General features: G+C 57.2%; 20 protein-coding genes. 8 read left to right on the top strand and 12 right to left on the bottom strand.

The features are described from left to right. Positions 1–78: 78 nt before the first annotated feature. The 4 genes from B7444_RS11020 to B7444_RS11005 form a co-directional block, all read right to left on the bottom strand. On the bottom strand, positions 79–2226 hold the full coding sequence (locus B7444_RS11020; protein WP_007283249.1) for a beta-N-acetylhexosaminidase: 2148 nt from the start codon (positions 2224–2226) through the stop codon (positions 79–81). Between the two features lie 83 nt (positions 2227–2309). After that, positions 2310–3266 carry an ABC transporter substrate-binding protein gene (locus tag B7444_RS11015; RefSeq protein WP_007283248.1) on the bottom strand — a complete coding sequence of 319 codons (957 nt, stop codon included), beginning with the start codon at positions 3264–3266 and terminating at the stop codon, positions 2310–2312. Beyond that, a complete protein-coding gene (locus B7444_RS11010) occupies positions 3263–4045 on the bottom strand; it encodes an ABC transporter ATP-binding protein (RefSeq protein ID WP_007283247.1) in 783 nt (260 codons plus the stop codon). The genes B7444_RS11015 and B7444_RS11010 overlap by 4 nt, the downstream gene beginning before the upstream one ends. Beyond that, positions 4042–5064: a FecCD family ABC transporter permease gene (locus B7444_RS11005; RefSeq protein ID WP_007283246.1), complete on the bottom strand. Its 1023-nt coding sequence runs from the start codon at positions 5062–5064 to the stop codon at positions 4042–4044. Before B7444_RS11005 ends, B7444_RS11010 begins: the two co-directional genes overlap by 4 nt. Positions 5065–5491: 427 nt before the next feature. Between B7444_RS11005 and B7444_RS11000 the strand changes: the two genes are divergently transcribed. The 3 genes from B7444_RS11000 to B7444_RS10990 are packed head-to-tail and all read left to right on the top strand — an operon-like array spanning position 5492 to position 9634. Next, positions 5492–6826: a c-type cytochrome gene (locus B7444_RS11000; RefSeq protein WP_007283245.1), complete on the top strand. Its 1335-nt coding sequence runs from the start codon at positions 5492–5494 to the stop codon at positions 6824–6826. A 26-nt stretch (positions 6827–6852) separates the two neighbouring features. Beyond that, the gene (locus B7444_RS10995; RefSeq protein WP_007283244.1) at positions 6853–7329 is read left to right on the top strand and encodes a (2Fe-2S)-binding protein; all 477 of its coding nucleotides are present in this window, start codon (positions 6853–6855) and stop codon (positions 7327–7329) included. Beyond that, the gene (locus tag B7444_RS10990; protein WP_007283243.1) at positions 7322–9634 is read left to right on the top strand and encodes a xanthine dehydrogenase family protein molybdopterin-binding subunit; all 2313 of its coding nucleotides are present in this window, start codon (positions 7322–7324) and stop codon (positions 9632–9634) included. Before B7444_RS10995 ends, B7444_RS10990 begins: the two co-directional genes overlap by 8 nt. A gap of 71 nt (positions 9635–9705) precedes the next feature. Here B7444_RS10990 and B7444_RS10985 read toward each other — a convergent pair whose 3' ends face one another. Beyond that, positions 9706–10722, bottom strand: coding sequence for a 1-aminocyclopropane-1-carboxylate deaminase (locus tag B7444_RS10985; RefSeq protein ID WP_007283242.1), 1017 nt, complete (start codon positions 10720–10722; stop codon positions 9706–9708). Between the two features lie 143 nt (positions 10723–10865). Between B7444_RS10985 and B7444_RS10980 the strand changes: the two genes are divergently transcribed. The 3 genes from B7444_RS10980 to B7444_RS10970 all read left to right on the top strand — a co-directional run bounded on the left by B7444_RS10980 (position 10866) and on the right by B7444_RS10970 (position 13836). Then, the gene (locus B7444_RS10980) at positions 10866–11342 is read left to right on the top strand and encodes an Lrp/AsnC family transcriptional regulator (RefSeq protein WP_007283241.1); all 477 of its coding nucleotides are present in this window, start codon (positions 10866–10868) and stop codon (positions 11340–11342) included. Positions 11343–11425: 83 nt separating this feature from the next. Next, the gene (locus B7444_RS10975) at positions 11426–12517 is read left to right on the top strand and encodes a glycosyltransferase family 61 protein (RefSeq protein WP_007283240.1); all 1092 of its coding nucleotides are present in this window, start codon (positions 11426–11428) and stop codon (positions 12515–12517) included. Positions 12518–12657: 140 nt separating this feature from the next. Beyond that, positions 12658–13836, top strand: a complete 1179-nt coding sequence (locus B7444_RS10970; protein WP_007283238.1) for a nucleoside hydrolase — start codon at positions 12658–12660, stop codon at positions 13834–13836. Positions 13837–13874: 38 nt separating this feature from the next. On the opposite strand, the gene B7444_RS10965 is transcribed toward B7444_RS10970, so the two are convergent. The 3 genes from B7444_RS10965 to B7444_RS10955 all read right to left on the bottom strand — a co-directional run bounded on the left by B7444_RS10965 (position 13875) and on the right by B7444_RS10955 (position 16552). Beyond that, positions 13875–14801 carry a lysophospholipid acyltransferase family protein gene (locus B7444_RS10965; RefSeq protein ID WP_007283237.1) on the bottom strand — a complete coding sequence of 309 codons (927 nt, stop codon included), beginning with the start codon at positions 14799–14801 and terminating at the stop codon, positions 13875–13877. 212 nt (positions 14802–15013) lie between these two features. Continuing rightward, positions 15014–16069 (bottom strand): adenosine deaminase, encoded by a 1056-nt coding sequence (add, locus tag B7444_RS10960; protein ID WP_007283236.1) that lies wholly within the window; start codon positions 16067–16069, stop codon positions 15014–15016. Positions 16070–16147: 78 nt separating this feature from the next. Next, on the bottom strand, positions 16148–16552 hold the full coding sequence (locus B7444_RS10955) for an MliC family protein (RefSeq protein ID WP_231502800.1): 405 nt from the start codon (positions 16550–16552) through the stop codon (positions 16148–16150). Positions 16553–16669: 117 nt separating this feature from the next. Here B7444_RS10955 and B7444_RS10950 point away from each other — a divergent pair, with 117 nt between their 5' ends. Then, complete coding sequence (locus B7444_RS10950; RefSeq protein WP_007283234.1) at positions 16670–17263, top strand: DUF4339 domain-containing protein; 594 nt, start codon at positions 16670–16672, stop codon at positions 17261–17263. A gap of 7 nt (positions 17264–17270) precedes the next feature. Here the strand turns inward: B7444_RS10950 and B7444_RS10945 are convergent, their stop codons facing one another. Both B7444_RS10945 and B7444_RS10940 read right to left on the bottom strand, forming a co-directional pair. Beyond that, positions 17271–18299: a glycosyltransferase gene (locus tag B7444_RS10945; protein ID WP_007283233.1), complete on the bottom strand. Its 1029-nt coding sequence runs from the start codon at positions 18297–18299 to the stop codon at positions 17271–17273. A gap of 12 nt (positions 18300–18311) precedes the next feature. Beyond that, positions 18312–18845 (bottom strand): hypothetical protein, encoded by a 534-nt coding sequence (locus tag B7444_RS10940; protein ID WP_007283232.1) that lies wholly within the window; start codon positions 18843–18845, stop codon positions 18312–18314. Between the two features lie 145 nt (positions 18846–18990). On the opposite strand from B7444_RS10940, the gene B7444_RS10935 reads away from it, so the two are divergent. Then, on the top strand, positions 18991–21690 hold the full coding sequence (locus B7444_RS10935; protein WP_007283231.1) for a M16 family metallopeptidase: 2700 nt from the start codon (positions 18991–18993) through the stop codon (positions 21688–21690). Between the two features lie 173 nt (positions 21691–21863). On the opposite strand, the gene B7444_RS10930 is transcribed toward B7444_RS10935, so the two are convergent. Both B7444_RS10930 and B7444_RS10925 read right to left on the bottom strand, forming a co-directional pair. Continuing rightward, on the bottom strand, positions 21864–22244 hold the full coding sequence (locus B7444_RS10930; RefSeq protein WP_007283230.1) for a hypothetical protein: 381 nt from the start codon (positions 22242–22244) through the stop codon (positions 21864–21866). 26 nt (positions 22245–22270) lie between these two features. Continuing rightward, on the bottom strand, positions 22271–23290 hold the full coding sequence (locus B7444_RS10925) for a CgeB family protein (RefSeq protein ID WP_007283229.1): 1020 nt from the start codon (positions 23288–23290) through the stop codon (positions 22271–22273). Between the last annotated feature and the right edge of the window lie 12 nt (positions 23291–23302).

Below are 23302 nucleotides of genomic sequence, written 5' to 3'. Positions count from 1 at the left end.
TATGTAAGTTTACAGTCGAAACGAATGAGACGCAAAAACCATACCCCGCCTCTAGAAAGCGGGGCATGACCGATCGTCTCAGTTGTGGCTTTCGACGAGCGCCTTGATGCCCGGCAAAATGGCAATCAGCAGACCACCTGGTGGCTGCTCACTCTTCAGGGACAGGATGTGGTTCGACGAATTGTGGAAGAACTCATCCTGTGCCGCGATCAGATGCTGCGCATCCAGACGCCAGGCCGTTCCCGAAGCACCGTTCAGAACATTCAGTCCAGCATTGGAAAGCGCCGCAACCGTATGGGAGACAGGCGTTACCTCTTCGAGAGCTGGCACGTCCTTGGCAATAGCGGAAAAGGCTTCATCATTGGAGGACCAGGCCGTCAGCATGGCTTTCAGTGGGGCTTTCAGGCTCTTCTCACCCGCCAGATACCGCTTGACCATGCTGTTGAAACGCGTGGCCTCAAACGCATCCGGATCGGCAATTGCCACCGGAGCTGACAGCATCGCATCTCCACTCTTGGAAGCCAGACGGTTCAACGCATAGTTCCGTACCGGAACCGTAGCACTCAGAAGCATAGAAAGCGGGCCGGTATGTCCCGGAGCCAGCCCTTCTTTCAGAGCATTTTCATGCTGTGTGGCCTGCAAACCCGTTGCCTGGAGTTCCGCCATAATGACGGGCAGGCGCCGCTCCAGATCATCCACATCCCGCACGCTTTCAGAAGACCAGAACCGCTCGGCCAGAGCTGCCGTACGAGGCCACAGACGGGCATCCAGCATGTTTTCGGACACGACTTCCGTCCACAACGCGCCTTCTGCACCCAGAACCATTTTCTTCTGATCGTCGGTCAGAGGGGCTGCATTCGGGTCCTGAAGGAAGGCCTGAAGCAGTGGCGTGATCTTCGGATGCGTTTCTTCCAGTTCTGCCGGCGTAATGCCATTCGCCTTCGTGTCATACGGATCGACCGCATAATGCGTGCGCGATGGCGTCAGCAGATCCAGATAATAACCCGAAGACACCACAACCGGATGGCCAGCCTGCGTGGCAGAACCAGTCCATTTGGAACCGCGCCACCCTTCCACAACAACATTCTTCGGGATCGGCGCTTCGCTGACTTCATCCCAGCCCATCATGACCCGCCCCTGGCTGGACAGGATCTTTTCGACCTGCGCCGTGAACGCCGCCTGAAGAGCCGGAGCATCCGCGTAACCATGTGCCTTCATGTAGGCTGCAATCTTCGGGTTATTCGTCCACTGCGTTCCCAGAACTTCATCGCCGCCCGAATGAAAGTAATGATCAGGGAAGAGCGTCTCCATTTCCGCATAGAGCGCGCGAATGAATTTCAGCGTCTTGGGATTGGTCGGGTCCATAGCCGGGTTGTTCAGGTTTTCACCCACGGCATTAACGTCCGGCAGCGGCTGGGCTGCCAGTTCCGGATAGGCCTGCAGAACAGCCAGCGCATGACCGGGAACATCAAACTCCGGAACAATGCGGATACCGCGATCCGAAGCATACGCCACGACATCCCGGATCTGGGCCTGCGTATAATACTGTCCGTGTGATCCAACACTGGTCAGCTTCGGGAAAACATGACTCTCCACACGGAAGCCCGTGCCGTCATTCAGATGCCAGTGCAGCACGTTGAGCTTCAGCAGCTCCATGGCATCAAGCTGGCGCTTTACGGTCTCTACAGAAGCAAAATGACGGGAAACGTCCAGCAGAAGACCACGCCATGCAAAGCGTGGGGCATCATCAATATGCAGTCGCTCTACGACCGCCCCATCGGACGTCTGACGCACAAGCTGAAGGAATGTCGCCAGGCCGTAAACAACACCCGCCGGACCATCAGCCTCAAGATGAGCGCCGTCAGCCGAGGTGGTCAGAGCATAATGCTCTTTGGTTGACGTGGTAAGATAGGCCGGATCATGACCAGCACTGATATGGAGAACATAAGGCGCGCCGTGCCCTGCGGCCCCCGCAATAGCGTCAAGCCGCGTCGTGAAACGGGCCGCAGCTCTTTGCAGAAGTGGAGAGGGCTGCGCATCCCAGACAATCCGGACGCCCCCGGAAAGAGGGCTGACGCCATTGGAAGCAGAGACTGTCTGAGGCACCGGCATCAGTACTGAAGCTGCCTGCGCCATTCCGCCAAAGGCCGTACCAGCCAGGAGAACGGCACCCAGACATGCTTTTTTCCAGAAAGAACCGTTAGGGAAAGAGGAGGGCCGGGTCATCCGAGAGTTTCCTTGCAGTTTCGAATCAATATCTGAAACGATTCTGATCGAATCAGCAATCTTTTTGAGTGTTTTTTACCGTTTCAGTCCGGCGGCAGGGCTGCAAGCATCCGTTTTGCATCCTCGGACCGCAGCGCGATGCCATAGAACTGACGGTAGAAGTCCTGCATTTTCGTGATCATTTCCGCCTCATCCACATGGCCGGTCTGAACGATCTGCCGTGCCCAGTCGACCTGCAGCAGCAGTTCGGGGCCGTACCGGTCCCAAGGGAAAATTCCGGACGGATTGCGATAGACACGCCCCGCCTTCACAGCCGCAAGCTGGGACCAGACACCATCACTGGCAAGCTGCGCCGGATCTCCTGCATTGGCCCCGATAATGATGATGTCCGGATTCCAGGTCAGGATCTGCTCCATCGACACCGGCTGCTTGTTTCCATGAACGCCGACAGCGGCATTCCGCCCACCCGCAGACAGAATCCACTGATCAATGATGCTCTGATCGCCATCAACACGCAGAGGTTTGAGCGATTCAACATGAAGAACTTTTGGCCCCTGCGGATTGGTCGCGGCCTGCGAGACGGCTTTCAGGAACGCCACGCGATAAGCCTGCGCCCGTTTGGCGGCCAGAGGCGTCTGAAGCAGGGTCGCCGTTCCGTCCACACATTCCAGAAGGCCGACGAAACGATCAAACCCTTCCGGTACGACATGCAGCCCCACCTTTGAAAGAGCATCCGCCGAATGACCGGACGCCGTGACGAACACCAGATCCGGATCAAGACGCAGCAGCTCTTCACCGTTCAGATTGCCAGCTTCGAGCGGCTGCGCTTTTGACAGGGACGGCACCAGCCTGAACATCCAGGGCATGATGGAAGGCTTGGCCACCGTGGCGATGATATGATCCTGCGCGCCCAGCATGATCAGGGTCGCATTATGCGCGTACCATCCTTCCACAATCCGCGTGGGGGGCGCCGCATAGGCCGTTGTCGCCATGAGGGAGAGGCTCAGAAGCCCGCCGAACAGTCGAGACAGTGTCATCATGTATTCTCCTCATGGTGGAAAAACCGCTTCCCGGCATGATCAATCTGCGCCAGCGGCACACCGTAAAGGCGGGACAGGCGCTCTGCCGTCACAATCTGCTCTGGTGGACCATCCGCAACGATATGGCCCTGATCCAGAACAAGCGCCCGACTTCCGGACGAAAAAAACTCTTCCGGACGATGCGACGTCAGAAACACAAGATGCCCCTCTGACGCCAGCTCTGCCAGAAGTCCCATCAACCTGACCTGATGACCATAATCCAGCCCCGTCATGGGCTCATCGAGCAGAAGCCCTACCGCTTCCTGCGCCAAAGCCCGCGCCAGAACAACGCGCTGCCTCTCCCCGCCAGACAGTTCCGTTACCGGTCGATCCGCCAGTGCACACAGGCCCAGACGCTCCAGCGCAGCATCGACTTTTCGCTGATCTTCCTTCCCCAATTGCCCGGCGATGCCGTGATGGGGAACACGTCCAAGCTCAACCATCCGCCGCACCGTATAGGGAAAAACCGCCGCATGCCCCTGCGGTACATAGGCTAACCGCCGCGCGACATCCGCCGAACGAAAAGACGATAACAGACGACCTTCCAGATGAACCGTACCGGACGCCGGCTTCAGCAATCCCATCAAAATACGCAGAAGCGTACTCTTCCCCGCGCCATTCAGCCCCAGAAGCCCGACCAGTTCCCCCCGGCGGAATGTGAGCGTAATCCCGTCCAGCACGGCCGCTCGCCCGGCGCGCTTCAGCGTGACAGCGTCGCAGGACAGGAACACCTCCGTCATACGCTCTCCCCGCGCAGACGGCGCAGCACCAGAACAAAGGCCAGAGCGCCGAAAAGCTCGGTCATGATCCCGAGCGGCACTTCTCCGGATGTCAGGCTTCGTGCGACCGTGTCTGCCAGAATAAGCCCCGCTGCTCCCAGCAGGGCACAGACCGGCATCATGTTCCGATGTTCTGCGCCCGCGAGCATCCGCGCCACATGAGGCACCAGCAGCCCAACCCAGCCGATGATTCCGGCCATGGAGATCGTCATGGCGCAGACAAGCGTCGCCAGCAGAATAACAACGGGCCGCATGACCTGAACGGAAACCCCGAGACTTCGGGCTTCGTCATCTCCCAGAGACAGAACATCCAGTAAGGGTGCCAGTAGAACAAGGACCATAACCAGGACGAGTACGGGAACAGTCAGCCAGGACAGTTCCGTCCAGCCTGTCTGGGACAATGTGCCCAAAAGCCAGTTCACGACGGCCGGTAACTGATCCATCGGGTCAGCCGTATATTTCACAAGAGACAGAAGAGCCGTGAACACGGCATTGGCGATAAGGCCACCCATCAACAGCGTCAGCAGCCCACCTTGCGGTAACAGCCGGGAAACGGAGAGGCCAGAGCTGACAGCCGTCAGCCCTCCGCAGAACGCCCCGATCTGGATCAGTGCTGGCGAACCACCCAATACAATGACCAGCGCAGCCCCAAACGCAGATCCACTCAGAACACCAAGAAGATCCGGCGAGACAAGCGGATTACGCAGAACAGCCTGAAAAGTCGCTCCACCACAGGACAAGGCACTTCCGACCAGAAGCCCTGCCAGAGCACGCGGCAGACGAACCTGCCAGACGATCGCGTCGGCAATCGGGTCAGAGCCGCCCCATAAGTGCAGTAATCTCCCAAGAACCACCACGACACGCGATGGCGACAGAGGATACCGCCCACAGCACAAGGCCAGCACGCCAGCCAGCAGAAGGGCTACGGCAGACAGGCTGCGAATAAGAGCCGGACGAATGGAAATGAGGCGTCCTTTCACGCGGGATAATCGACATATCCTATCCCCTATCAGGGGGCATCGGGAACAGGGCTGCTCCATTCTCTGTGCGACAGGATTATGCCTCTGAATTGAGGCATATCTTCTTTTTGGCACTGAGTGACAGAATATTCATCCGCTACGAATCGTTTTTTCAGAGTTTCAGGACAGTGACTGGTTCATATAGGACTAATAAAATACCTATTTATAAATATGAATATTGACGCAATCCCGCGTGAGTTTGACTGAAAACCTCTCGAATATGTGTGACATTGAGGCCAACCCACCCTGGAAACTGAACCACAACATCAATTCGGATAAATTTTGAGTTATCTCAATCTTCCATTTCAGGAGCGCGTACCATATTGAGGGACAATCATCCGTCACAATGAGGACGGCAGTTCTGAAACAGTGCCGGGACAGTGCAAGAATGCTCAAACGGATCGCCGCCAGTATTGTGGGCCTCGGCGCGGTGGGTGGCCTCGGGTTCCTCGCCTATGCGTGGTACCCCGCAATCGCTCCCATCTCCCCCCCTTCAACCGCGTCCTTCTCCGCTGACGCCATCAAGCGCGGCGAAATCGTCGCGGCTGGTGGATACTGCGCCGAATGTCATACCCGCGTAGATGGCCAGCCTGGCCCCGAACTGGCCGGCGACTTCAAGATGGCTACTCCTTTCGGAGACATCTTCTCATCCAACATCACGCCTGACCCGGAATGGGGTATCGGCAACTGGTCTCTGGACGCGTTCAAGCGCGCCATGAACAAGGGCATTGCCCGCGATGGCTCGCAGCTTTACCCGGCCTTCCCGTTCGACCACTTCACGAAGGTTAACGATCAGGACGTCTCGGACCTGTATGCGTATCTGATGACACGCCCGGCCGTGCATCTGAAGCCTCGTGACAACACGGTCCCGTTTCCGATCAACATCCGCCTGATCGGTCAGGGCTTCTGGAAGCTCCTGTTCTTCACGCCGGGCCGCTACCAGAACGACCCGAAGCATGATGCACAGTGGAACCGTGGTGCCTATCTGGCCGAAGGCAACGCCCATTGTGGCGCCTGTCATACGCCGCGTAACCTTCTGGGTGCGGAAAAGACGAGCCACGCCTATGACGGTGCCGTCATTGATGGCTGGATTGCGCCACCGCTGAACGAACACAACCCAACGCCGGTGGTCTGGACGGAAGACGAATTCTTCCAGTACCTGCGCTTTGGTGTAGCCCCGCTCCACGGCTCCGCTGCTGGCCCGATGTCGCCAGTGCCGCATCGCTTCCTGTCCAAGATCCCGGAAGAAGATGTGCACGCCATCGCACATTATTATGCTGACGTCGCCAAGGCTGCCCAGCGCTCCCAGGGCGATCAGGCTGCCATTGCCCGTGCCATGCAGATGTCCGGCAAGGATCTGGTTGGCCCGCAGACGCTGGATGCCGATGCCCGCCTGTATCAGGGTGCCTGTGGCGCCTGCCATTACAACGCTGGCCCGCAGCCTGTCTCCGGCCGTCCGGAACTGGCTCTGAACAACGCGCTGTGGCTGGATGAGCCGAACAATCTCTTCCAGGTGATGCTCCATGGCATCGGCGCTGCCGAAGGTCAGGACAACATCGCCATGCCAAGCTTCTACACGGCCCTTTCGGACCATGACATGGCCCGTATCGCCGCGTATCTGCGCCGCACACGCACCACCCTCCCCCCCTGGACGGATCTGGAAAAGAAGGCCGCGGCTGCCCGCGCCACACTGTCCGCACCGCCCGTTAACGCCTCGCACTGATCCGGGCAGGACAGGGAAACACGAAGATGACCACGAAATTTGAACTCAACGGACAGCCCGTTTCGGTCGATGCACCGGATGATACCCCCCTGCTGTGGGTCCTGCGTGACGAGCTGAACCTGACCGGCACCAAGTTTGGTTGCGGCATTGGCGAATGTGGAGCCTGCACCGTGCATGTCGGGGGCCGCGCCACACGCTCCTGCATCACGCCGCTTGCCTCCATCGAAGGCGCCTCGATCACGACGATCGAAGGCCTTGATCCGGAAGGCAACCACGTCGTGCAGGTGGCCTGGCGTGACCAGCAGGTGCCGCAATGCGGTTACTGCCAGTCCGGCCAGATCATGCAGGCTGCGAGCCTTCTGAAGGACTATCCGACCCCAACGGATGCCGAGATTGACGGCGTCATGGGCGGCAGCCTCTGCCGCTGCATGACCTATATCCGCATCCGCAAGGCCATCAAGGAAGCAGCTGCCGCACAGCAGGGAGGCGCCAACAATGGCTAAAATCGAGCAGATTGCCCGCAAGTCGGACAAAGCCCGTCTTTCACGCCGCAGCTTCCTGATGACGGCAGCCGGAGCCGGTCTGATGTTCGGCTTCGCCCGCAAGGCCGAAGCGTCCCAGACCTACCCGTCCGCCATGCCGCCGGAAGCCGCGTTCGAGCCGAACATGTGGTGCGCCATCGCGCCGGACGGCTCCATTAACGTCAATGTCGTCCGTGCCGAGATGGGTCAGCACGTCGGAACCGCCCTCGCCCGTATCATTGCGGACGAAATGGAAGCCGACTGGGATCACATCAAGATCACGGAAGTGGACACCGCTCCAAAATGGGCTGGCAAGTTCGTGACCGGCGGGTCCTGGTCCGTCTGGGATACGTGGGACACGTTCCGTCAGGCTGGCGCCGCTGCCCGCACGATCATGCTGGAAGAAGGCGCAAAGCTCCTCGGCACAACGCCGGACAAGTGCATTGCCCGCAACAGCACGGTCACGGCTGGCAGCAAGAGCGTCTCCTATGGCGAGATCGTCTCGAAAGCCATGCCGACGCGCAGCTTCACGGCGGATGAGATGGCCAAGCTGCCGCTCAAGCCCGCCAGCGAACGGCGCCTCATCAGCAAGCCGGTTCCCGCTCTGGATATTCCGGACAAGACGACCGGCAAGGCCATTTATGGCATCGACGTAAAGCTCGACGGGATGGTCTATGGCCGCCCGAAGATGCCGCCGACGCGTTATGCCGCGAAGGTGCAGTCCGTCGATGACAGCGAAGCGAAGAAAGTCCCCGGCTTCCTCCGCTATGTTGTTCTGGATGATCCGTCCGGTATCGTGCCGGGCTGGGTTGTGGCTCTGGCGAAGACCTATCCAGCCGCCATCAAGGCTGCGGACCTTCTGAATGTTCAGTGGAACCCTGGCCCGACGATCAATGTCTCGGAAACAGACATCATCGAGCACGGCCGCAAGCTGATTGCGGACCCGAGCACAGGGGCCCGCGTCTTCAACGACAAGGGCGTGGATGAGGCTCTGGCCCATCCGGCACACAGCTTCGAGCGCAGCTACACCTGTGCATCCGTTGCGCATTATCAGCTTGAGCCGGTCAATGCCGTGGCCCGTCATGTTGACGGCATGTGGGAAATCCATACCGGCAACCAGTGGCAGTCCCTCGTTCTGCCGCAGCTCTCCAAGGCGCTTCAGGTCCCGGAAGAGCAGATCGTCATGCGCACCTATCTGCTCGGTGGCGGATTTGGTCGTCGTCTGAACGGTGATTACTCCATCCCGGCAGCTCTTGCGTCCAAGGCCATCGGTGGCGCACCGGTCAAGCTGATCCTGACCCGTTCTGACGACATGGCGTTTGACTCCATCCGCTCTCCGTCGCTTCAGACGATCCGCGTCGCGCTCGATGCGGACCAGAAGAAGATCACGGCAATGGATTATGCCGCGACCGCTGGCTGGCCAACGCTCATCATGGCACCTGCCTTCATGGCAAAGGGCGAAGACGGCAAGTCTTACGACCAGTTCGCCATTGCCGGTGCGGATCACTGGTACGACACCGGCCCAACCCGGGTTCGCGCCATCACGAACGATCTGGCCAACAAGACCTTCCGTCCGGGCTGGCTCCGTTCCGTGTCTGCTGGCTGGACGCCATGGGCTCTGGAATCCTTCCTCGACGAAGTCGCTCACCAGACGAAGCAGGACCCGCTGGAGTTCCGCCTGTCCATGTTCACGGGCACAGGCCGTAACGCGGGTGACTCTCCGAATGCGGTTGGTGGCGCAAAACGTCAGGCTGCCGCCCTTCAGCGCCTTGCCGAGAAGATCAACTATGGCAAGACGCAACTTCCGGCAGACACGGCCATCGGTATCGCCACCAGCTTCGGTCAGGAACGCGGCATGCCGACCTGGACGGCTGGTGCGGCTCAGGTTCACGTTGATCGCAAGACCGGCGTGATTACCTGCCAGAAGCTCTGGCTGGTTCTGGATGCCGGCACGATTGTTGATCCGGGCGGCGCACTGGCACAGACAGAAGGTGCGGCGCTATGGGGCCTGAGCATGGCGCTCTTCGAAGGCACCGAGATCGTCAACGGTACGATCAAGGACAGCAACCTCAACACTTACACGCCAGTCCGTATTCCGGACGTGCCGGATATGGACATCGAGTTCGTCCAGAATACCGAGAAGCCTACAGGCCTTGGTGAGCCGGGCGTGACGGTTGTGGCGCCTGCCATCGGCAATGCGGTGTTTAATGCCGCGGGTGTCCGTCTGCGTCATCTTCCGATGCGTCCGGCGGACGTGCTGCGGGAACTGAACGGTCACAACAGCTAAAGCCCGGCTTTATCGCCTTGAAACAGAAACGCCGCGCCCGAACCGGGACGCGGCGTTTTTTTATGGCTGCATCAGCCGTTGCGGTAATAATAGCTGTAACCATTCAAGGCTGGCGCGCCGCCCAGATGGACGTACAGAACCTTTGACCCGTCCGGGAAATATCCCTTCTTCGTCAGATCAATCAGACCCTGCATGGATTTCCCTTCATAGACAGGGTCCGTCATCATGGCCTCTGTGCGGGCAGCCAACCGGATGGCTTCGTTCGTTTCTTCGGAGGGAACGCCATAGGCGGGATAGGCATAGTCTTCGAGGATCACGATCTCATCGTCCCGCACTGTCCGCCCGAGTTCCACCAGTTCTGCTGTACGGTCCACGATCTCCCGCACCTGCTCGCGCGTCTGCTCTGGCGTGCCGGAAGCATCAATGCCAATGACCCGATCGGCCCGATCCTGCGCTGCGAACCCGACGATCATTCCCGCCTGCGTCGAACCCGTCACCACACAGACGATGATGTAATCGAACGTGAAGCCGAGTTCCTTTTCCTGCTCCGCAACCTCTTCCGCAAAAGCGGCATAACCGATGCCACCATATTGATGAACGGACGCACCGGCCGGAATGGCGTAAGGCTTGCCACCAGCATCCTTCACGGATTGGATGGCGTCTTCCCAGCTCTGGCGGATGCCGATGTCAAAACCGTCTTCCACAATGCGGGATTCAGCACCCATGAGGCGCGTCATGAGGATATTTCCGACGCGGTCATAAACAGCGTCATAATGCGGAACCCATTTTTCCTGCACGACAACACATTTCATACCCAGCTTGGCGGCTGTCGCTGCGACCATGCGGGTATGATTGGACTGCACGCCGCCGATGGAGACCAGCGTATCCGCACCAGAAGCCAGAATATCCGGGACGATATATTCCAGCTTGCGAAGTTTGTTCCCACCCATCGCCATGCCGGAATTACAGTCTTCACGCTTGGCATAGATCTGCACCTTACCACCCAGCGCTTCACTCAGCCGCGACAGATGCTCAATGGCAGTCTTGCCGAATGTCAGGGGATAACGCTCGAATTTTTCCAGCTTCATGGTCTGCGCCCTTGAAAGAATGACAGGCCATGATGGGTAATAAATTTATTTCCGAAGGTGCTTTCTAATTTAAGGTGGAATTTATTCCATATATTCGTTTTTAGTCATTATTGTTGAAGATATTATGATTTGTCAGGATAAATATGAAAGAGTCTTCCACCCCAGATCTGGACGCGATTGACCGCCGGATTCTTCAGCTCCTGCAAGGCAACGGACGCATGTCCAACGCAGAGCTAGCGGAACGTGTGAATGTCAGTGCCGCAACCTGCCATCGCAGAACGCAGCGACTGTTTCAGGAAGGCTATATTCGCGGCGTCCGGGCAGACATTGACCCCGTGAAGGTCGGGCTGGGCACGATTGCGCTGGTTGGCGTCGTGCTGGATCGGTCCACGCCCGAAAGTTTTGCAGAACTGGAAGCCGCCGTGAAAGACATGCCCATGGTTCTGGACTGCCATCTGGTAGCGGGCGATTTTGATTATCTTCTCAAGATCCGCGTGGATGACATGGCCGATTTCAACCGTCTTCATGCAGAAAAGCTGATCGCCTTTCCTGGTGTTCGTCAGGCAAGGACGTTTTTCGTCATCAAGGAAGTGAAAGACAACGCACCACTGGATTTCTAAACCTCAAATCAATCCAGCGTCTGGAACATGCACAAAAAGGCTTCTATTGTTCTCAGCACAGTAGAACCAAAGGTCCTGATGTCATGAGATTTTCCGATCTTTCCCGAGGAACGAAAACTGCCGATTGCGGGATTTCGGAATTTCAGGAATGCAGACCTGCTGAAAAATCCGTTGGACCTTTCAATATCTGGGAACTGACGGATCATCGGGGATGGGTTTACGAATATCACTGGAAAAGACCAGCCGAAGACCTCAATCCCGTTGGTTTTTACACAGTCAAAGACCTCATTGTGACCCGGCCGGGAAGTACAACCCTCAACACGCATCTGGCCTTTGACTGCGCCACAGGGCAGGACAACCAGCGCAGCATCCCACACGAAGACGACTATTTTTCCCAGTCTTCCAGAAACAAGATCGTCATCGAAGAAACAGTCATTGTCGCCGATGGTGTTTCTTTTGATATCTGGGGACACTGGCTGATTGATTATCTGCCCCGGTTTGGCGTCGTAAAAGCCCTGAAGGGTGAGCAGTTTTCGGAACTGAAAATTCTTCTGCCGCATTCGTCACCCGAATGGATTTACCGCTTTCTGGCTCTGGCGTGCGGCGTCAAGAGAGACAATATCATCGGATATAATCCCGGCTCCGACATCATTTTATGCAAAGAGGCCATTCTTCCCTCGTACTGCTACACGGAAGAATTTTCCTTCCACAGTTTTGTCAGGGATTTTTACAATTCCCTGAAACCGAACATCAGTATTGAAAAGAAATCCCGCAAGATTCTGGTGTCACGGTCAGACTTCTCCCATAGCAATCGCGCATTTCCCAACCGGGCTGCTTTTGAGACCATGGCAGCAGAACGCGGCTATGAGATTATCCAGCCCGAGAAGCTTTCTCTGGAAGAACAGATCCAGATTTTTTCCGAGGCAGCGGCAGTCATCGGAGAACATGGATCAGGCATGCACAGCACGCTTTTTTCCAGTCCCGGCACGGTTGTAGGCTGCCTTGGCTTCTGGAATTCCGTCCAGTTGAACATTGGGTATCTGATGGGTCATCAAAACGTCTATCTGACCAAAAGCTGCCAGTGGCCCACTCCGGAAAAGAACGAATTTCAGGTCGGCTGTACCGAAGACGATCTTCGCAGCTTCCTCGATAAAATCGACGCTCTTATTCCCTAAACGGTTCAGACATACCCACCTGGAGCCTGATAGACGCGGTTGTTCCAAAGTGATGCGGGCGATGCATGTACGATGTGCAAACCATCCCTTTGAGGTATGGTTTCGCGTTTCTCCGCCAACAGCCATGGACCCCGTCTCCCATGCCTCTTTTCCCAACCGTCCGTAAAACGGAACGTTTCACAAAGATCCATAAACGGCTTTGCCAGACCCTGGCTCTCAGCCTGACAGTTGGCAGCCTTCTGGCAGGGGCGACGCAGGCCAAGGCTGACCCTCGCCTCGTCATTTTTGATGATGACGGTTTCAGCATCGCACAGTGGATGATCATCAAGGCTCCCAACGTGCGCGTGCTGGGCATCACGACTGTCACGGGAGACGTGTGGCAGAAAGAAGCGACGAATGATGCGCTTCGTGGCGTGGAAGTGGCAGGCAGGGCCGATATCCCCGTCGTTCCCGGCGCGACATACCCGTTCCTGAATTCCGAAAAGCTGACAGATCGGTGGGAAGCCCTTTATGGCAAGCTGATCTGGAAGGGTGTCTGGATGAAGAAATGGGTCGAGAAGACCGAGCAGCCCCTGCCCTACTATCATGGCCCCGATGTCGTGCCCGATCTGCCTTACGGCAACCCGGTCAAGAAGCCGGAAAACGAGCGTGCGGCTGATTTCCTGATCCGCATGGTTCATCAGTATCCAGGACAGGTCAGCATCATCGCAACGGGTCCGATGACCAATATTGCACTGGCGCAGACGCTTGATCCGGAATTTGCCGGGCTCGCGAAAGAACTGGTTTACATGGGCGGTGGCCTGAACCCGCGCCAGACACGGCCCGGCGTGGTGGCGCATCAGTTTGCACGTGAGTTTCTGAACAGTCCCCGCCGTGAATTCAATTTCCGTCTGGACCCGGAAAGCGCAAGTGCAGCCCTCCGTGCGCCGTGGAAGCACATCGTGATGGTTCCGGCCGACCCTTCAACGGATACGGAACTCACGCCGGAATTCCTGAAAAAGCTGGAAGCAACCGGTACGCCCATCGGGCATGTCATGAAGTGGCATCTGAGTGGCTTCCCGCTTTGGGATGAGATCGCAGCATCCGTCTGGCTGGACCCGAGCATCATCATGGAGAAGCAGGACCTGTTCGTGGATGTGAACAACCAGTTCGGTCCGGGCTATGGGGACGTTGTCTCCTGGACACCGGGTTATGAGCCGGGTCTGGGCGAGCGAAAAAACGAAGTCGTCCTACGCGTCAATGTACCCAAACTTGAAAAGCAGATCCTTGATCTGATCGGCAGCCCGCAGGCTCCTGTCAGCGGTCGCCCTCTACCCTGAACGACAAAGCCCCGTTGCATCATGCAGCGGGGCTTTTTTCATATTACCGGAAGTGCTGCCGGCTCTTTCGGCCAGCGCCGGTGCAGCCAAAGCCACGCTCCGGGTCGCTCACGGACCCAGCGTTCCAGCGTCTCATTCATGGCCACGCAGATGGATCGGATATCCGCATGACGATCGCCGGTGCGCTCAGCCTGTAATGGCGCTTCACATACCATCCGGAACCGCCCTGCCCCCAGACGCACGATATACACGGGAATAATGGGGAGGTTGAAGCGCAAGGCCAGTTGAGCCACGGCTGGAGCCGTCATGGCGTCCCGCCCCAGAAATGGAATGGCAAGCCCGTCATTCATCTTTTGATCCACCAGAAACCCCAGTGATCCACCATTCTGCAAATGGGTCAGAGCCTGCCGGGCCCCCTTGGGACCTTTGGGGAACATCGTGCCGGTTGAGCCCAAAGCTTTCTGACGCATCTTCTGCGTGGCGCCTTCAACAGCCGGATTGGAGGAAGCCCGATAAAAACCGGCAACCGGCACACCCAGACTGGCCGCAATCGGCAGGATCAGTTCCCAGTTCCCCAAATGGCCGGAAAAGAAAAGAGCCTGCCTCCCTTGTGCCTGAAGAGCGGCGATATGTTCTTCCCCTTCAATCTCCCAACCCGGTCCAATCTCACTCTGCGTGAACGATGCCAGATGCGGGAGTTCCGTGACGTTTCTGCCAAGATTGGTCCAGACATCCCGAATAATCTGTTGGCGCGCATCCGCCGCAAGTTCCGGAAGAGCACGTTGCAGGTTCTGATCAGCGACCCGGGTCGCAGGGAGTTTCATCCCCACCCTGCGCATCAGCCAACCACCGGCGTTAGACGCACGCTCTGGACCCACACCGCGCAGGATGCCGATCACGCTCCACAGCGCAGCAGATTGCATGTAATGGGAGAGGCGACGCAGAGCCGGGACGATTAAAGCCATGCGCAGATAATCGCCACAGAAATAATATAATCAATTTATGTTTTGTATCCAAAGAATACGGATATACCTGAATTATATTTACACAGAAATAATACAGACACAAAAAAACATGATTTATTTCTAAGAATATGAATTTGTTCCTGAAATTATTTTCAAAAAGACCTTTCCTGCCCCCCCCTTTTTTGAAGCGGCAGGAAAGGTTAACGTCTTCGTCAAACCGGAACTGCAATCCTGTAGGTCTGCGCAAAACCCTCAAGAGCCGCCAGATAGGTCTCGCGCTCTGCATCAGAAATCCAGGCAGCCTCAAAGGCATTTCTGCTGATCTGAACAAGCTCTTCCGGCGTCAGATCCGCCGCGCTCTGCGCTTTGGCAAGACTTTCCGTCATATACACGCTCTGCATGTAGCCAGGATCATCGGAGTTGATGGTGATTTTCAGACCTGCCGCCAGCATATCGCGGATGTCCTGACGGGACCGACCGGGACGGATCACATCATTCGGAGATGGGCAGAGTGTAAACGTCACGCCCCTGTCGCGCGCCATTGCAATCAGGTCAGGCTTTTCCAACACGTTCAGCCCGTGATCCAGCCGTTCGCTCCCAAGGTCCTGAAGAGCCTGCCGAATGTGCTCATGCGTGTTCTCCTGATCAAGATCACAATGCATGGTCAGATGAAGTCCCATCGCTTTGGCACGGGCGAAGGTTTTCGCGAACTTTGCAGGAGGGTTGCCCTTCTCGTCTGAGTCCAGCCCCACTCCAATGATGCGACTACGGTCCGGTTGCTCCAGATAGGGCAGCGCCTGAGTGAAGGTGTCCTCAGCCGATTCTGCGCTCATTTCCCGGATGAAACACATAATGAGGCTGGAGCGGATGCCGAAATCGCGTTCAGCTTCCTCCTGCGCGGCATTGAAGCCCCGGATGACGGTCCCAAAATCCAGCCCACGACGGATATGAAGCTGCGGGTCAAAGAACATCTCGGTATAGAGCACGTTCTGCTGCGCGACTTTTGCCAGATAGGCGTAACAGAGATCATGAAAATCCTGCTCTGTCTGTAGCAGCTCAACACCCTCATAGTAGAGCGCAAGGAAAGATGGCAGGTCATGATAAACATAGCCCTGCCGAATGTCTTCCGCAGTACTGGATTTCAAGGAGTGGTTGTTACGCTCCGCCAGCCTGATCTTCAGGTCTGCCTCCAAAGTCCCTTCCAGATGAACATGAAGTTCAGCCTTGGGCAGCTTTTCCAGAAACTCCTGCATGGAGACAGCAGACATGACGTATTTTCCTTACCGATCGGGGCCGGAAACCATCATGCATGGCTGATGGAAAATTGGAACGGTTCCGATACGGCATCAACCTTTTGAAGCAGGTCGGCAGGTCACAAGCGCCTTGTCGTCCGTCGCACTGGAAAAGAGCGCATCATCGCCTTTACTCCACCAGATATACTGAGCGGCCGCATACTTTGCGCCATCGGCTGCTATGACATTCGAAAACACCTGTGTCTGACCACCAACCTGCAGAACCGCCAGGCTAATGTCACCCGCATTGAGGTACTGCACGGTCACACGATTTTCAGGAAGTGCTGCAAGAAGGTCTGTCGCATTCCTGTCCTTCGCACTGCAAGTATAGACTGCCGTCTGGCGGTCTACCTTTGTTCCTGAAAGCAGCTTGATCTGCAGGCTGTTCGCCGAAGCAGCCATAGCCATATCCGTTGCCAGACAGAAAAAAGACAGCAGACCGATTGAATATTTCTTCATCACTTGATCCTCCCTGAGAGGATAACGTCTCTACCATTGCCTGGGACGCATCTTTCAGCCAGATTGGGCGCCCATCCTTTCAGGATGATGACAACTTTCCCCGAGCAAGGACGGACTGTGAGCTGGTTTTACGAAGAACACGGTAGCCGCAAAGGCCCGGTCTCCGAAGATGGCATGCGGGCCCTGATGAAGACAGGCACGATCGAGCATTCCACCCTCTGCTGGACGGAGTCATTCGGGGCAGAGTGGCACCCGGCGGGAAGCTGTCCCTTCTGGCCGCCTCAGCCAGAAGGCGTGCCACCGGCACTCCCTGCCAGCCGGGTTTCCAACCGATGGGCGTGGCTGAGTATTCTTGGCCCCTTTGTCAGCAGCATGATTGTCAATGTGCTGGCATGGTTCAGCGGCATGCCCGACCGGCAGGCCGGGATCATCGCTGTCATTCTCAGCTTTGCCATTATCTTTACATCCATGCTGACCGACCGGCGGGCTCTGATGGCCGCAGGTTTCCGCCCCGGCTCTCCGCTCTGGATTCTGATCCCACCGCTTTATTTCTGGCGGCGCATCCGGTTCGTCGGTCGCGGGATGCTCCTGTTCTTCCTGTCCATGCTGGTGTTCCTGTTCCAGTTCGTTCCGTCATTTTCGGAAAGCTGGGACCTCGTCCGCCATCCGGGCGGTTTTTCCAGTTATGTCTCGCGTCATTACGAGCTGTGACCAACGGTCATAAGAAACGGTGGTAAAACTGCTCGGTCTTTCGAGCCTGCTCTGCAAGATCGTACGAGGACAGATCCCAGACCTGCGCAGATTGCCGCCTGAGGCGTCTCAGCCCGGCTGATAATGCGTCTACATCATCGGGCCGCACAAGGCAGGCTGGATCATGTCCCAGAATATCCAGCGCACCTCCAGCCGCAGTGGCACAAACAGGCAGACCAGCGGCCATGGCCTCCAGAAGAACCAACCCGAACGGTTCCCGGGTTGAGGAAAGAACAAAACCATCGAATGCAGCAAACACAGCGGGGGCATCCGTACTGTAACCGGCGAAGATGATGCGGTCCTGCACCACATACCCCCGCTCCAGGCATGATCGCTGTGGTCCGTCCCCAATCAGAACAAGGTAGGTATCGACGGGGAGTGCAGCCTGCTTCCAGGCGCGCAGTAACAGATCAAACCGCTTTTCCGGGACCAGTCGTCCCATCGTGCAGATGACGAAAGCATCCTGAGGAATATCATGCTTCTGCCGGAAGGTGCTGCGAACAACGGCCCGCTGCTGTGCATCCAGTCGGGAAGGAATGGTCCAGTTCGAGATCAGGGCATGTCGCTCTGCCCATTGTGTCGGTAAGTCGGCCTGCTGCCATCGCGCAATACAGATCAGCCCGTCATGGCCGCCATAACTCCGGCCGCGGTAAGCATTATGAAGCGTACCAACGACGGGTGTTTTACCCGTAAGCCCAGCTTTCTTCAGTGCACCAGCCCGGATGGATGCCTGCCCCAGATGCGTATGAACAACATCAAATGAGCCGCCGTACATCAGCCGGGCCAGACAACCCAGATACCCACGCCAGTCCGCCCGGACGATCCGAACGGCAGAAGCGATATGATGTGCAATATCACCGCCAGTTCTGAAGTCTGCGGTCTGGCTTTCCAGAAGGAGAGTGACATCATGGGAGCGTGCCTGAAACGCCGTCAGTTCAGCGACATGTCGCTCGGTTCCGGCAAACTCCCGTGTTGAAAGACAGTGAAGAATTTTCACTGCCTGCCTCCGTCAATGAATACGGCCGCCAGTGGACCACGCACCTTCAATGATCGGGCCAGTCCGGGAAGACATCCGCTGACGGGGTAGCTGCGGCTGGCAGGACACAAAATACAGCCCCATCACGAATGTCAGCTGCGAAAGCGTCATGAGCTGCGACAGGACCCAGCCAATCCCGACCCCATCCAGCCCGCGGAAGAGCTGATAGATCAGAAACGCAATGGCGATCATACGCATGCTGAGCATCATCGGCCGCAGAGGGTTCATCATGCCCGGCCGGATCAGCGGGACCGTCTTTTTCATCCCCAGAAAGAAGGCCAGGTTCATGAACCAGATGAGAGACGTATCAATCAGTCCTCCCAGCGTCACGCCAAACAGGATGATCGGCAGCAGCAGGGCGGCACCAGTCAGCATCAGTGAACCCAGCTGAAAGCTCAGACCAAGCTGAACTGCCGACAGCCCTGAAGGCAATCGATTGGCCACGGGCTGAAAAATCCGGTCAATCAGCCAGTCATCACAGCGAACGATAAAATTGGAAGACGTCATAATACTTCCGTTCTTAGCGGGCACCGCTCCAGCACGTCACATGATTTTTTATTCATCCTTCAGCAATCCCGCTCCCGTAGACAGCATCCCCGACAGTCGATTTACTGTCTGACAGACCATTTTACCCGCAGGAAGTTAACATTCTATGCCCGGTTTCTCCCGCCTGACCCGTATGACACTGCTTGCAGCTTCCATGCTGGCCCCGCCCTTTCTGGCGCCCGCACAGGCCGCGCCCGCAGTCCCACAGGCCAGCACGGCAGCCCTGGCAACGGTCACACGCGCCACGCTGCCAAATGGTCTGCGGGTCGTAATCGTGAGAGACACACTGGCCCCCGTCGTCCAGACGATGCTCAATTATGAAGTCGGCTCCGTCAACGCACCGAAGGGCTTTCCGGGGACGGCACATGCTCTTGAGCACATGATGTTCAACGGTTCACAGACCCTCTCCCGTGATCAGCTTTCCACGATCAGCGCCCAACTCGGCAACAACGACAATGCGGACACCACGTCCGACGTCACACAATATTATTTCAAAGCCCCGGCAGCCGATCTGGATGTTCTTCTGCGGATCGAAGCAGGCCGGATGCGCGGCCTGAACATCACCGAGAAAGAATGGGCGCATGAGCGCGGCGCGATCGAACAGGAAGTCTCCCGAGACCTTTCCAGCCCGATCTATCGCTACCTCTCGCAGGTTCGCGGAGCGCTGTACGCTGGCACTCCATACGAGCACGATGCCCTCGGAACGCGTCCATCTTTTGATGCAACGACAGCTCCATTGCTGAAGCAATTTTACGAATCCTGGTATGCCCCGAACAATGCCATCCTCGTCATTACCGGGGACGTGGACGCACAGGAGACACTGAAGAAAGTCGAGGCTGCATTTGGCGACATTCCGGCTGCCAAGCTCCCAGAACGCCCGACTGTGACCCCTACACCTGCCAAGGCTCAGTCCCTTGCGCTGGATACGGATCTACCCATCGGTCTCGTGACCATGGCATGGCGGATGCCGGGGCAGCGTGACCCGAATTATGCGGCTGTTACGCTGCTGGCAGATGCGATTGCAAGCCAGCGTGGTGCCCTCTTCGGACTGGTTCCGGATGGCAAGGCACTGGATGCGGGTTTCATGTACGATCCGGATGCACAGGCCGGTCTGGCCGTGGCCTATGCCGGTTTCCCCAAAGGAGCGAACCCGGATGAACTGCGCCATACTCTCGCCTCCCTCATGGACGGGTTCCGCAAGAATGGCATTCCGGCCGATCTGATCGAAGCCGCTCGGCGCAAGGAAATCGCCTCACTGGAATTCAACACCAACAGCATTTCAGAGCTGGCTGAGAACTGGTCCCAGGCCGTGGCCATCCAGCATCTGAACAGCCCGGACGACATGATTGCGGCTTTCCGCAACGTCACCAAGGCGCAGGTGGATGATCTGGCCAAAGCCCTTCTGGACCCGCAGCACGCAATCAGTGCCACTCTGACACCAAGCGAAAATGGCAAGGCCATCGGCGGCAAAGGCTTCGGGGGAACGGAATCCTTCAATACACCACCTTCCGGAAAGGTTGCCTTGCCGACCTGGGCCGAGGAAGCTCTTGCACGTCTGAGCATTCCGGCTGCCGCCCCACTACCAACAGCCTATACGCTTCCGAATGGTCTGCACCTTCTGGTTCAGCCAGAGCATGTCAGCCATACCGTTGAGCTGGTGGGGTCCATCCGGCAGAATCCATCGTTGCAGCAGCCTGCCGGGAAGGAAGGCGTCGCTGGCCTGACCTCAGACATGTTCCTGTATGGCAGCACAAGCCATGACCGTCTGGCCCTCGCCAGCGCCCTGGATGACATTTCGGCAGATGAAAATGCGGGACCTGGCTTCAGCCTCAGCACCCTGACGCAGAATTTCAGTGCCGGTCTTTCCCTGCTGGCAGAGCACGAACTTCACCCCGCCTTCCCGGAAAAAGCATTCCACGTCACGCAGATGGAAGCCATTCAGGCACGTGCAGGCGAGCTTCAGTCCCCGGCCTACCGCTTCGGGCGTGCCACGCGTCATGCGCTTGTCCCAGTCAATGATCCAACCCTTCGGGAAGCCACACCCGCCACGCTAAGCAAGATCACGCTGGACGATGTGAAGTCCTACTATGCGACAACCTATCGCCCGGATCTGACGACAATCGTCGTCGTTGGTGACATCAGCCCGGAAGATGCCAAAAATCAGGTTGAGAAGGCATTCGGCGGTTGGAAAGCCACGGGTCCAGCTCCTGTTGTTGATCTGGCGTCCATTCCGCTCAGCAAAGCGTCACAGGCTGTCGTCGCCGATCCGGGACGCTCGCAGGATGATGTGAAGCTGGTGGAAACCATTGGCATGAAGGTCACCGATCCTGACCGTCACGCTCTGGCAGTCGGCAACGAGATCCTTGGTAATGGCTTCTCGTCCCGTCTGATGCAGGATCTGCGCGTTCGAACGGGCTATGTTTATGGTGCGGGCAGCGGCTTCAGCTATTCCCGGACACGCAGTTCCTTCGGCATCAGTTTCGGCGCAGACCCGGACAAGGTGAGCAAGGCCCGGACGCTGGCCATCAAGGATGTGCAGGACATGCGGACCCAGCCGGTCTCGCAGGAAAGCCTCGACCTCGCCAAGGCCTCCCTGCTCCGCCGGCAGCCCATGACCCGCGCCAGCTTCGGCGCGCTGGCTGGAAGTTATCTGGATCTAATCGACCTTGGCCTGCCCCTGAACTCCCCGGCAGAGGCAGCCAAAGCCATCTATGACATGACGCCCGCTCAGGTACAGGCTGCTTTCAGCAAGTGGGTTCGCCCTGAAGACCTCGCCCAGATCGTTCTGGGTCCACAGCCTAAGTGAACAAATGCTTTCCCAAGGTCGGAAGACTTGTCTTCCGGCCCTGGAACAGGAACCTTTGAAACAGTTATGCCCGAATGTTTTTATTCCCCTGCGTCTGATCCGTCCGAAGGTGTGACGGAGACTCATCGCGTCGGGCATTTCTACCTTTATGGACAAATCCCGGGGCTAAACACCTAGCGCCAGACCGTCATCACGACGCCCCCGCTCACGATCAATGCACCTCCGATACAAACCGGAAGCGTCAAAGTCTGGCCAAAAGCAAAATAAGCGACACTCTGTGCAGCGACAAAAAACAGAGCGACATACACGCCCATAAGCCGCCCGAAATCCCAGTCCGGCAGATTAACGGTCATGCCATAAACCAGCAGCACGGCGCCCCCGGCTGCAATGTATCCTACTCTGCCCAGTCCAACCGTATGCAACCCTGATCGCACAAGGGCGTCGCCTCCGACTTCCAGAAAAGCAGCCAGAATCAAGAGAACGGCGAGCCAGACAGTCTGCATCAACACTACACCTGCAAAAGAAAAAGCCGGACAGAAAGCCCGGCTTTCCATAATCACCTGCTCAGCAACATCCGAGTTCAGAGAAAACCCTCTGACTGCAGCACAGCCAGAGCCTGCTTGATACGGTGGCTGTAAAGATGCTCGGCCTGTGTCCGCGCCTGAGCCTTGCGGGTCATGGCCAGACGCGCTTCATCATCCCCCAGATACTTCTCAATCAGATTTTCAAAGTCGATCCGGTTGGAGAAGACAGGGATTTCGTCCGCGTCGAAATAGCGACGGATTTCATGCGTATCTTCGTGGAAGACCTGGAACGCGCCAGCCAAAGCCGCTTCGAATGTCCGCGGACCTGGCGTGGAAGGCGCAATCACGAAACGCTTGTTCTCGAAATGCAGCGAACGGCCAAGATTGAGAACAAGCTTCGAACGACGATACAGCTCCACAAGCTGGGACTTCTCGATACGAGCGTCCGAGAAACCGATCCCGAGTTCACCCCAGCCCGGACCGACAATCTTGATATTCAGATTGCGCAGAACCGGCAGAAGATTGCGGACGATGTCTTTACGGCTCGTAAATGCCACACCACAGAAGAGAACGTCGATCGTCTTTTCGACGTTCTCTTCGATCGGCATATAGTGCAGCTTGGGGCTGGCTGCGAGCGGCAGATGAAATACCCGGTCACGCTGGTAGAAATTGTGGCCCCAGCGATCACAGGAGAACACAACATCAAAGTCATCAGCGATGCGGTAGTTCGCATCCTGCTCATAGGGATCCTCTGTTGCCCAGAAGACCGTTACGGCGCCGATCTTTTTCGCTTCCCGGCAGACTTCACCGAAATAAGTGCTCTCCGGCAGATAGGAGCCAATGGCGAATACGATCGTGGGCTTCAGAATTTTGACGGATGATGCAGCGGCAGAAATATGGACGGCCGTTACGTTTTCTTCGCCAAAGCATTCTGCCCAGCCATCCATGATTGACTCACGGATCTGCGCGTTGGCCTGGCTTTCATAACGCCCGCCACTACACACCAGAACACGTCCGGTCAGGCCAGACACGTTCCGCTCTGCTTCAGCGGCATGTTCTTTCACTTCTGTGGTCATAGCCTCACCTGT

Source organism: Gluconobacter thailandicus F149-1 = NBRC 100600 (assembly GCF_000964465.1).
In the GTDB taxonomy this organism is placed as follows: Bacteria; Pseudomonadota; Alphaproteobacteria; order Acetobacterales; family Acetobacteraceae; genus Gluconobacter; species Gluconobacter thailandicus.
Note: the sequence above shows the minus strand (reverse complement) of the source record. Positions and strands in the feature narration are given on the sequence as shown.

Excerpts from the sequence above, each read along its gene's own strand:
- B7444_RS11000 (WP_007283245.1), top strand. The coding sequence starts at position 5,492 with ATGCTCAAACGGATCGCCGCCAGTATTGTGGGCCTCGGCGCGGTGGGT.
- B7444_RS10925 (WP_007283229.1), bottom strand. The coding sequence starts at position 23,290 with ATGACCACAGAAGTGAAAGAACATGCCGCTGAAGCAGAGCGGAACGTG.
- B7444_RS10940 (WP_007283232.1), bottom strand. The coding sequence starts at position 18,845 with ATGACGTCTTCCAATTTTATCGTTCGCTGTGATGACTGGCTGATTGAC.
- B7444_RS10955 (WP_231502800.1), bottom strand. The coding sequence starts at position 16,552 with ATGAAGAAATATTCAATCGGTCTGCTGTCTTTTTTCTGTCTGGCAACG.
- B7444_RS10990 (WP_007283243.1), top strand. The coding sequence starts at position 7,322 with ATGGCTAAAATCGAGCAGATTGCCCGCAAGTCGGACAAAGCCCGTCTT.
- B7444_RS11020 (WP_007283249.1), bottom strand. The coding sequence starts at position 2,226 with ATGACCCGGCCCTCCTCTTTCCCTAACGGTTCTTTCTGGAAAAAAGCA.
- B7444_RS11015 (WP_007283248.1), bottom strand. The coding sequence starts at position 3,266 with ATGATGACACTGTCTCGACTGTTCGGCGGGCTTCTGAGCCTCTCCCTC.
- B7444_RS10935 (WP_007283231.1), top strand. The coding sequence starts at position 18,991 with ATGCCCGGTTTCTCCCGCCTGACCCGTATGACACTGCTTGCAGCTTCC.
- B7444_RS10980 (WP_007283241.1), top strand. The coding sequence starts at position 10,866 with ATGAAAGAGTCTTCCACCCCAGATCTGGACGCGATTGACCGCCGGATT.
- B7444_RS10975 (WP_007283240.1), top strand. The coding sequence starts at position 11,426 with ATGAGATTTTCCGATCTTTCCCGAGGAACGAAAACTGCCGATTGCGGG.
- B7444_RS10970 (WP_007283238.1), top strand. The coding sequence starts at position 12,658 with ATGCCTCTTTTCCCAACCGTCCGTAAAACGGAACGTTTCACAAAGATC.
- B7444_RS10965 (WP_007283237.1), bottom strand. The coding sequence starts at position 14,801 with ATGGCTTTAATCGTCCCGGCTCTGCGTCGCCTCTCCCATTACATGCAA.
- B7444_RS10985 (WP_007283242.1), bottom strand. The coding sequence starts at position 10,722 with ATGAAGCTGGAAAAATTCGAGCGTTATCCCCTGACATTCGGCAAGACT.
- B7444_RS10930 (WP_007283230.1), bottom strand. The coding sequence starts at position 22,244 with ATGGAAAGCCGGGCTTTCTGTCCGGCTTTTTCTTTTGCAGGTGTAGTG.
- B7444_RS10995 (WP_007283244.1), top strand. The coding sequence starts at position 6,853 with ATGACCACGAAATTTGAACTCAACGGACAGCCCGTTTCGGTCGATGCA.
- B7444_RS11010 (WP_007283247.1), bottom strand. The coding sequence starts at position 4,045 with ATGACGGAGGTGTTCCTGTCCTGCGACGCTGTCACGCTGAAGCGCGCC.
- add (WP_007283236.1), bottom strand. The coding sequence starts at position 16,069 with ATGTCTGCTGTCTCCATGCAGGAGTTTCTGGAAAAGCTGCCCAAGGCT.